Genomic DNA, 8,055 nt, shown 5'->3' with positions numbered 1-8,055 from the left:
TGGCACGCTCAATCCCTTCCACTTGAGAAAAGAATTTGAAAAAATACTCAGGAGGCTTTTTAATGAGTTATGGGCCAATGAACCATGAGGCGAAAATCCACGCCCCCTTCGGTTACCTTTTCCCGTGAGGCAACGCGCTGGTGATATCGCAGTGGCCGCGCCACCCCGCGCTCCCAGGGGGGGCGAATCGCTGTCCGGGGTGTTTAAGCGCGTAAGCGCGTCACCCCGGACTCCTCGTATCACGATAGAGGACACCGGGGTGACCGCCCTTCGGGCTACAACACCCCGGTGAGCGCTAATCCTCCCCCAAAACCATTGCGGTTGCCCCCTAGCGGTTCACCAGCCGACGATGAAACCGCCATTGAACTCTTCCCACCAGTAATTCAGATACCAGCCATTACTGCCAACACCGTCAAAACCAACACCCTCGGATGAGCTGTTGTTGTAAATGACGCCCAATCCATTTGGATAGCTGGATGCCCAGCCAATTCTGTCGCCGTTGGGGAATCCAAAAAACATGAAGCCTTGGCTTTCATCGCTCCATCCCACCGCCCCCGACGTGATGGTGGCGCCGGCGGGTTGGACGAGGACTTCGCCGCTGGTGTTGAACGCGGTGCAATGGGTGGCCATTTTCGTGCTGTCGCCGCAAGTGTATTTCACACCGTTGACAACGACATAGTCCGCGCCGCCGGAAGAACTGGACGAACTGGAACTGGCGGTTGATGAGCCGCCGCCGCCGCAGGCTGTGAGGGCGATCATCAGTAGGGGCACGGCGCGCCGTGCCCCTACAACGGAAAACCATCACGTGATGGTTGTGAATTTACGTATTAGAAGAGAGAGAGAGAGAGAGAGAGAGAGAGAGAAGCAAGAATTCTGCCGCGCGATTGTTTCATGTGATCATTCCCCTTTTTGTTTATGAAAACTTTACGGCGTTTTTTTCGTAGGCCCCTCAACAGCATTTGTCATTCTGAACGCAGTGAAGAATCCCGATTCAAGGAGACCCTTCGCGTAGCTCAGGGTGACACTAAACACGGGCTTATTGTAGGTTTTTATAGCGAATTGGGCAATTGTTTTTACTGACGAGATTTTTTTGAAATGGGCGGGTTTGAAACCCGCCCCTGCAAGGAGAGGCGGTTTCCTGCTCCACCGGAGCGCGGGGTGGCGCGGCCACAGCGAGTGGCGCGGCCACAGCGAGTGGCGCGGCCACAGCGAATTGCCCACACCGTTAATGGAGCCTCGACGGCTCGCCTGATTACAGAATCGTTTCTTGCGGCGGCGGGATAGACTTATACAGCGCCGTATCGCCGTGGCAGGATCAGCGCGGGCCTTTCCGCCCCTTCTTGCCCATGTCCTTCTGCATCTTGTACTCAAGGCTGTCCACGAGCGCCTGCCAGCTGGCCTCTATCACGTTTGGGGAAACGCCGACCGTCCCCCAGCGCCCCTCGCTGTCGCCGGACTCTATCAAAACGCGCGTGCGGGCCGCCGTCTTGGACCGTTCGTCGAGAATACGCACCTTGAAGTCGTGCAATTCCACTTCGGCCAGTTTCGGATAGTATTTTATCAACGCGCTCCGCAGCGCCTTGTCCAGCGCGTTCACCGGGCCGTTCCCTTCGGCCACGGAGTGGGTCTCGGCGCCGTCGGGCATCTTCAGCTTCACAACGGCCTCCGCCCAATTGGTCCCTTCCGCGTCGGAAAAGTTGGAGACGACGCGGGCGCGCTCCACCTCGAACTTCTTTTTCCACTGCCCAAGGGCCTTTCGCATCAGAAGCTCGAACGAAGCCTCCGCCCCCTCAAACTGGAACCCTTCGTTCTCCATTTCCTTCAGCTGGTGGAGTATGCGCTGGGTCGCCTCTTCCTTGCTGTTCAGGTCGATGCCGAACTCCTCGGCCTTGGTGAGGATGTTACCCCTGCCCGAAAGGTCGGACACCAGCACACGGCGGACGTTTCCAACCGTCTCCGGGGAGACGTGTTCGTATGATGCGGTCTTTTTGCGCACGGCGGCCACATGTATCCCCCCCTTGTGCGCAAAGGCCGAGCGCCCGACGTATGGCTGGTGCGGCCTTTGGGACATGTTGGCAAGCTCATACACCAGGCTTGAAAGTTCCTTCAGCTTTTTCAGGTTGGCGGCGGGCACGCATTTATAGCCCATCTTAAGCTGCAGGTTCGGGATTATGGAGCACAGGTTGGCGTTCCCGCACCTCTCGCCGAATCCGTTGATGGTCCCCTGCGCCTGCCGCGCACCGGCCCGCACCGCCACCAGGGTGTTGGCCACGGCGTTGTCCGAATCGTTGTGGCAATGGATCCCTATCGCCGCGCGGGGGAAGGCCTCCACCACCTGGCGCACGGCATGCTCCACATCGAAAGGGAGCGCTCCGCCGTTGGTCTCGCACAGGCACAGGCACTTCGCTCCGCCGTCCAGGGCCGCCTGCAAGGTCTCAATGGCGTATGCGGGGTTGCTTTTGTAACCGTCGAAAAAGTGTTCCGCGTCGAACACCACCTCGTCCACCCGTTTTGATAGATAGGCGATGGTGTCCCGTATCAACTCAAGGTTGCGCTTTAGCGGCACGCCGAGCACCACTTCGGCCTGCATGTCCCAGCTTTTGCCGACGATGGTGACCACCGGCGTTTTAGCCTCCAGCAGCAAGCGCACGTTATGGTCGTCCGCCGGTTTGTTCTTGTGATGATGTGTGGAGCCGAACGCGGCGACCCTGGCGTTTTTCAGCTTCAGCTTTTTCACTTCACGGAAAAACGCCGCGTCACGCGGATTTGATCCCGGCCATCCGCCTTCCACATAGTGGACGCCGAAATCGTCCAGCGCCTGGGCGATGCGCAGCTTGTCGTCCAGCGAAAAACTTATGTCCTCCGCCTGCGCCCCGTCGCGAAGGGTGGTGTCGTAGATAAATATTCGTTTAGAATCTTTCATAGTTTTTCTAAAGAACAAGCTATTCTACTCAATTTTATACTTTCCGGATTTAACCAATATTATACTGTTGTAACCTTCTTTCTCTGTAAATTCAAATTGCCATATTGAATAAACCTCTTCCCCTTTGGCCTTTTCGAAGAAAAGCGTAACAACCTTTTTATTAGTATGCGCCTGCCATTGCCTATATGGGTAGTACAGTTGACGGATAATAATATTAGTTGCATTTATATTTTTTGCTTCAACAAGCACTATTTGATTTTTACCTTCATATCCGGCATCAACCTCTGTTTGAACGCTTGAAGCTTCAATTAGATGTTTACCAACAAAAAACCTAAATTTCGGAGTGTATTTTCTACCCCGAATAGTTAACACAAGTGAGGGATCGTCCGTAAACGTCCTTATCAAACTTGTGGCATAAGCATAATCAAGGTGTTGCATTTCAGAATCACCAATCTTTGCTGTTTCAAGTTGAAAATCAATCTTTGAACTATAACCGGTTGTTTCATTGTAAATTTCAGGAATATCGACGTAACCTTCGCCCTTAATTATTTTGTAGTGCCCGTTTTTAACAGGTAATAAAAAGAGGCCGTTTTCTGTAAAGATATCGGGTCTATCCGTTCTTGTGTCTTGTTTGCATAGTATTCGCACCTCCTTTTCTCCAGTTTCTTTAAAATTCTGACAAGCTTTTTTAATTTGGGTAGCTGAAATATCAAAAGGGGATTCATCAAAATCGTGATTAAGAATGTCATAATCATCAAATATCTTTTTCCAAGATCTGCCGTTTGCCATTGCATTCCGTCCTAACTTAAATATGATTTATTCTGCGCCAGAAGCGACTAAAGGCCGATGAGTCGGCAACTGGTTTGAATGGTACAAATCCGATACGCATGATGAAATCGCACTAGTTAACCTCTTTTTTGACAATTCTAAATATTCATCCTCTAAATCAATCCCAACAAATTTCCTACCAAGCATAACAGCGGCAACACCAGTGGTTGAACTCCCACTAAAAGGATCAATAACTAAATCAGATTCTTGTGTAGAAGCTAGCAAAAGCCGCTTTAATAAAGCAATCGGTTTTTGCGTAGGATGCTTGCCAAATCCCTTTTCATCAGAACGCGGAGCGTTAATTTCCCAAACATTCTTCATCTGCTTGCCATGATTGATACTCTTCATCAAATCATAATTAAAATAGTGTCTGCTTTTCTCATTTTTCGCAGCCCAAAGAACGATCTCAGTAGAATGAGTAAAATACCGACAAGACAAGTTTGGTGGAGGATTCCGTTTGTGCCAAATAATATCATTGAGTATTTTATAACCCAATTCTTGCATAGCATAACCAATGGAGTAAATAATATGAGTGGTTCCAGACACCCAAATAGTTCCATTGGGCTTGAGAATCCTTTGGCATGCAGCTAGCCATCTTAGGGTAAAATTGTGGTTCTCAACGGCTCCCTTTGACTTGTCCCATTTCCCCTTATTTACTGAAACCATTTTACCTGCGTGGCAAGTAATACCTCCATTAGAAAGAAAATATGGAGGATCGGCAAAAATCATATCAACGCTATTCTCGCGCGCCTTATTCAGGATTTCAATGCAATCGCCTTTTAGCAATTTAACGTATGGCTCCTGATTTTGGAAATACGTAGCAAACGGCGTGGTCGTACCATAATCCGCCGTTTCATCAGCTATAAAGCAATCCGCCTGCCCTTGCTCTAACGAAGGATAGAGCTTTTGCTTCTTTTTCAATTTATTATTCATCACTTCTTTCCCGGTTTATGCGTCCGTTCGGCGGCGGGCCGGGCCAGCTCGAACGTCTCGTGCAGTATCCGCACGGCCCTGTCCACCTCCTCCGCCGCCACGATGAGCGACACCTTAATCTCCGAGGTGGATATCATCATTATGTTTATCCCCGCGTCCGCCAGCGACTTGAAGGACTTCGCCGCCACGCCCGAATGGCTGCGCATCCCCACGCCGATTATGGACACTTTGCCGATCTGGTCGTCGGAAGTGATTTCCCGCGCCCCGATCTCCTTTATCACAGGCCCGAGCAGTTCTATCGCCTTTTTCGACTCGCTGCGCGGCACCGTGAACGATATGTCTGTCGTGCCGTGGTCGGACACGTTCTGGATTATCATGTCCACGTTGATCTCCCGCTCGGCCACCCTGCCGAAGATCGAGGCGGCCACGCCCGGCTTGTCCGGCACCCCCGTCACGGTTATTTTCGCCTGGTTGCGGTCGAAAGCCACGGCGGACACCAGAACGTCCTCCATTTCCTTTATCTCGGATGTCACAAGCGTTCCCTTTCCATCAATGAACGTCGACTTTACATATATGGGCATATTGTACTTCTTGCCGAACTCCACGGAGCGTATCTGCAGCACCTTGGCGCCAAGGCTTGCCATCTCCAGCATCTCGTCGAAGGATATGGCGTCTATCCGCCGGGCGCCGGGCACCACGTTCGGGTCTGTGGTGTACACCCCGTCCACGTCGGTGTATATTTCGCAAACGTCCGCCTTCATCGCAACCGCGATGGCCACCGCGGATGTGTCCGATCCGCCCCGGCCAAGGGTGGTGACGGAGCCTGTCGCCTCGTCCACCCCCTGGAATCCCGCAACCACGGCAACCTTGCCGGCCGCCAGCGCGTCGCGCAGCTTCTCCCCGGTGATCCGCTTGATCCGGGCCTTCATGTGGAACGAGTCGGTTATCATCCCTATCTGCCTGCCGGTGAAGGATACCGCCGGCACACCGATGTTGTTAAGCGCGATGGCCACCAGCGCCGCCGATATCCGCTCCCCGGAGCTCATCAGCAAATCCATCTCACGCTCCACCGGATCCCCGGCCAGTTCGTGCGCCTGTTTTATAAGCCCGTCGGTGACCCCCGACATGGCGGAGACGACCACGACGATCTTGTCCCCGTTCTCCCGCGCCTTTTTCACTTTCTGCGCCACATGTTTTATGCGGTCCAGCGACCCGACAGACGTGCCGCCGTATTTATGGACGATTAATGCCACTTTACGATTCAACTCCCTTGTTTTCCAGCTTAGCCATTTCTGAAATACTTCCACAACTCCACGCCGCTTTCAAATTTCAGCGGCGAGCTTTCGCGTATCCGTTCGTCGAACTGGTCCGCGTGGACGTTGTCTATCGCCGGATAGACAGCAAAGACCACTTTCTCCAGCGTATGGGTCTTGTGCGCCACGGGGGTGGGATGGTCGGACAATACCATCACGCGGTAATCTCCCATGGCCTTCAGCCCTTCCACGATGGGGCCGACAATCCGCTTGTCAAAATCGGATATGGCCTGCACCTTGTAGTCCCACGATCCGGCATGGCCGGACTCGTCCGGCGATTCCACATGGACGAACACGAAATCCACATGTTTCAAAGCGTCGAGGCAGGCTTGGGCTTTGCCTTCATAGTTCGTGTCTATCCAGCCTGTGGCGCCGGGGACTTTTATAATTTCAAGCCCGGCGTACGAGCCGATGCCGCGCATAAGGTCCACCGCGCTTATCATCGCGCCGGAAAGCCCTTCGCGCTGTTTCATCGTCGGCATGGAAGGCGCCTTCCCCTGCCCCCAGAACCACACGCTGTTCGCCTCTTTTTTACCGGCGGCCTTGCGGCGGGCGTTCACCTTGTGGTTCTTCAAAAACATCTGCGAATGGTTCATAAGGTCCAAAAGCTTGTCCGACCCGGGGCCGGTTGGCAGATGGCCGTTCACCGGTTTGTCCGATATGTCATGAGGCGGGGTCAGCTTAAAATCGCTGACGCCGTTTTTCCACACCATCAGGTGGCGGTATGACACGCCGGGATGGAACGACACAGTATCGTCCCCCATTTCTTTTTGCAGATCGGCCACGATCTCCCGCGCATCGTCCGTCTCGATATGCCCGGCGGAGAAATCGTCCATTATCACCCCCTCCGTGTCCAGCCGCAGGGTGACAAGGTTCGTGCGGAACGCCACGTCGTCCGGGCCGAGTTTCACTCCCATGGCAGCAGCCTCCAGCGGGGCGCGGCCGGTGTAGTATTGCGCCGGGTCATAGCCCATGATGCTCATGTTGGTCACGTCCGACCCCGGCTCGAATCCATCGGGAGTGGTCATCACCGACCCAGCGGAACCCTCCCGGGCCAGCCTGTCCATATTGGGCGTATGGGCCATCATAAGCGGCGTTTTATTGTCATGCTCCGCGCTTGGCCAGTCCGGCATCCCGTCGCCGAGCAGGATAACGTATTTTTTCGAACTCATTGTTTACTAACCTGTAAAACCCTAAAGATAAAGTATGGCATAGAAAAGGAGGGATTGGGAAGCGGACTTAAGGATGGGCGGAAGGGGGAATCAAAGGACAGTTTTACCCCTTTTGCCCTGACACAAAAGACTTGACGTTACCATGGGATCAGAAATGGATTTATTGTCTATGCGTTGAGCTTCGGAACAAGTATTGCGCCAAATTTCCTTGCCAGGCGGATCATCTGCTCCATTTCTTCGGTTCCAATTTCCCGCCAGTCATCCGGATACCTGCATGTCACTCCATGTTCCGTCAGTCTGTCGGAATCATCAATCAGATCGTTGAGTTCTGGAACGTTCGACACGGCCAATTGAATAAGGCGCCTCAAATTGTGGGTCTTCGGAGCTTCGATTCCATGCAACGTCAATAATGCCTTGAGCAGCTTTTCAACATATTGCTGGCAATGAAAACATACTACGTCGCGGGGACAGGCGGCGTCGGGCAACAATATTTCAACAGTCCGGATGTCGCTTTCCGCCTTGGCCAGCCATTGGCGCACGGCGTCAGCCGTCTCTTCGTTCATAGACCACTTTGCCGTATTTGTCGGCGAAATAAACGATGTGATTCACCACCGATTTGCCGCGCCGGAATTCCTCCGGAGTCTTTATAATGACATCAAAGGCGAAAGGATAATCCGCAAGAGATTTGGAAGCGGCGCAAAATCTTTCTTGCGCCGGCAAATCTGTTTCAGCCACGACCATGATGTCCACATCACTGTCTTCATCGGCTTCGCCAGCCGCCTGCGAACCGAACAGGATGATTTTAAGCGGATGGAACTCGTCCACGAGGCGGCGTGTGATTTCGTCGAGGGTTGAGGGGGAGATGGTTTGCATAAAAATAGACTCG

Annotated in this window: 8 protein-coding genes; all 8 read right to left on the bottom strand. The window is 53.1% G+C overall.

Going from position 1 to position 8,055, the window contains the following annotated elements; translation table 11 throughout:
- Positions 1 to 336: 336 nt before the first annotated feature.
- Positions 337 to 759, bottom strand: coding sequence for a hypothetical protein (locus tag HZB29_08755; GenBank protein MBI5815683.1), 423 nt, complete (start codon positions 757 to 759; stop codon positions 337 to 339).
- Positions 760 to 1,315: 556 nt separating this feature from the next.
- The gene (locus tag HZB29_08750) at positions 1,316 to 2,923 is read right to left on the bottom strand and encodes a citramalate synthase (GenBank protein MBI5815682.1); all 1,608 of its coding nucleotides are present in this window, start codon (positions 2,921 to 2,923) and stop codon (positions 1,316 to 1,318) included.
- A 24-nt stretch (positions 2,924 to 2,947) separates the two neighbouring features.
- Positions 2,948 to 3,712: a hypothetical protein gene (locus HZB29_08745; protein ID MBI5815681.1), complete on the bottom strand. Its 765-nt coding sequence runs from the start codon at positions 3,710 to 3,712 to the stop codon at positions 2,948 to 2,950.
- 27 nt (positions 3,713 to 3,739) lie between these two features.
- The gene (locus HZB29_08740) at positions 3,740 to 4,684 is read right to left on the bottom strand and encodes a site-specific DNA-methyltransferase (protein ID MBI5815680.1); all 945 of its coding nucleotides are present in this window, start codon (positions 4,682 to 4,684) and stop codon (positions 3,740 to 3,742) included.
- Entirely contained in the window at positions 4,684 to 5,937 is a 1,254-nt protein-coding gene (locus HZB29_08735) for an aspartate kinase (protein ID MBI5815679.1), read from the bottom strand. The genes HZB29_08740 and HZB29_08735 overlap by 1 nt, the downstream gene beginning before the upstream one ends.
- 29 nt (positions 5,938 to 5,966) lie before the next feature.
- Positions 5,967 to 7,169, bottom strand: coding sequence for a cofactor-independent phosphoglycerate mutase (locus HZB29_08730; GenBank protein ID MBI5815678.1), 1,203 nt, complete (start codon positions 7,167 to 7,169; stop codon positions 5,967 to 5,969).
- A 167-nt stretch (positions 7,170 to 7,336) separates the two neighbouring features.
- Positions 7,337 to 7,732 (bottom strand): HEPN domain-containing protein, encoded by a 396-nt coding sequence (locus tag HZB29_08725; GenBank protein MBI5815677.1) that lies wholly within the window; start codon positions 7,730 to 7,732, stop codon positions 7,337 to 7,339.
- On the bottom strand, positions 7,713 to 8,042 hold the full coding sequence (locus HZB29_08720; GenBank protein MBI5815676.1) for a nucleotidyltransferase domain-containing protein: 330 nt from the start codon (positions 8,040 to 8,042) through the stop codon (positions 7,713 to 7,715). Before HZB29_08720 ends, HZB29_08725 begins: the two co-directional genes overlap by 20 nt.
- Between the last annotated feature and the right edge of the window lie 13 nt (positions 8,043 to 8,055).

The organism is Nitrospinota bacterium, from assembly GCA_016235255.1.
In the GTDB taxonomy this organism is placed as follows: domain Bacteria; phylum Nitrospinota_A; class UBA7883; order UBA7883; family JACRLM01; genus JACRLM01.
This window is presented reverse-complemented; position numbering and strand designations above follow the sequence as displayed.

Bases quoted from the DNA above. Each gene is read 5' to 3' on its own strand.
- HZB29_08745 (MBI5815681.1), bottom strand. From the start codon at position 3,712: ATGGCAAACGGCAGATCTTGGAAAAAGATATTTGATGATTATGACATT.
- HZB29_08750 (MBI5815682.1), bottom strand. From the start codon at position 2,923: ATGAAAGATTCTAAACGAATATTTATCTACGACACCACCCTTCGCGAC.
- HZB29_08730 (MBI5815678.1), bottom strand. From the start codon at position 7,169: ATGAGTTCGAAAAAATACGTTATCCTGCTCGGCGACGGGATGCCGGAC.
- HZB29_08740 (MBI5815680.1), bottom strand. From the start codon at position 4,684: ATGAATAATAAATTGAAAAAGAAGCAAAAGCTCTATCCTTCGTTAGAG.
- HZB29_08720 (MBI5815676.1), bottom strand. From the start codon at position 8,042: ATGCAAACCATCTCCCCCTCAACCCTCGACGAAATCACACGCCGCCTC.
- HZB29_08725 (MBI5815677.1), bottom strand. From the start codon at position 7,732: ATGAACGAAGAGACGGCTGACGCCGTGCGCCAATGGCTGGCCAAGGCG.
- HZB29_08755 (MBI5815683.1), bottom strand. From the start codon at position 759: ATGATCGCCCTCACAGCCTGCGGCGGCGGCGGCTCATCAACCGCCAGT.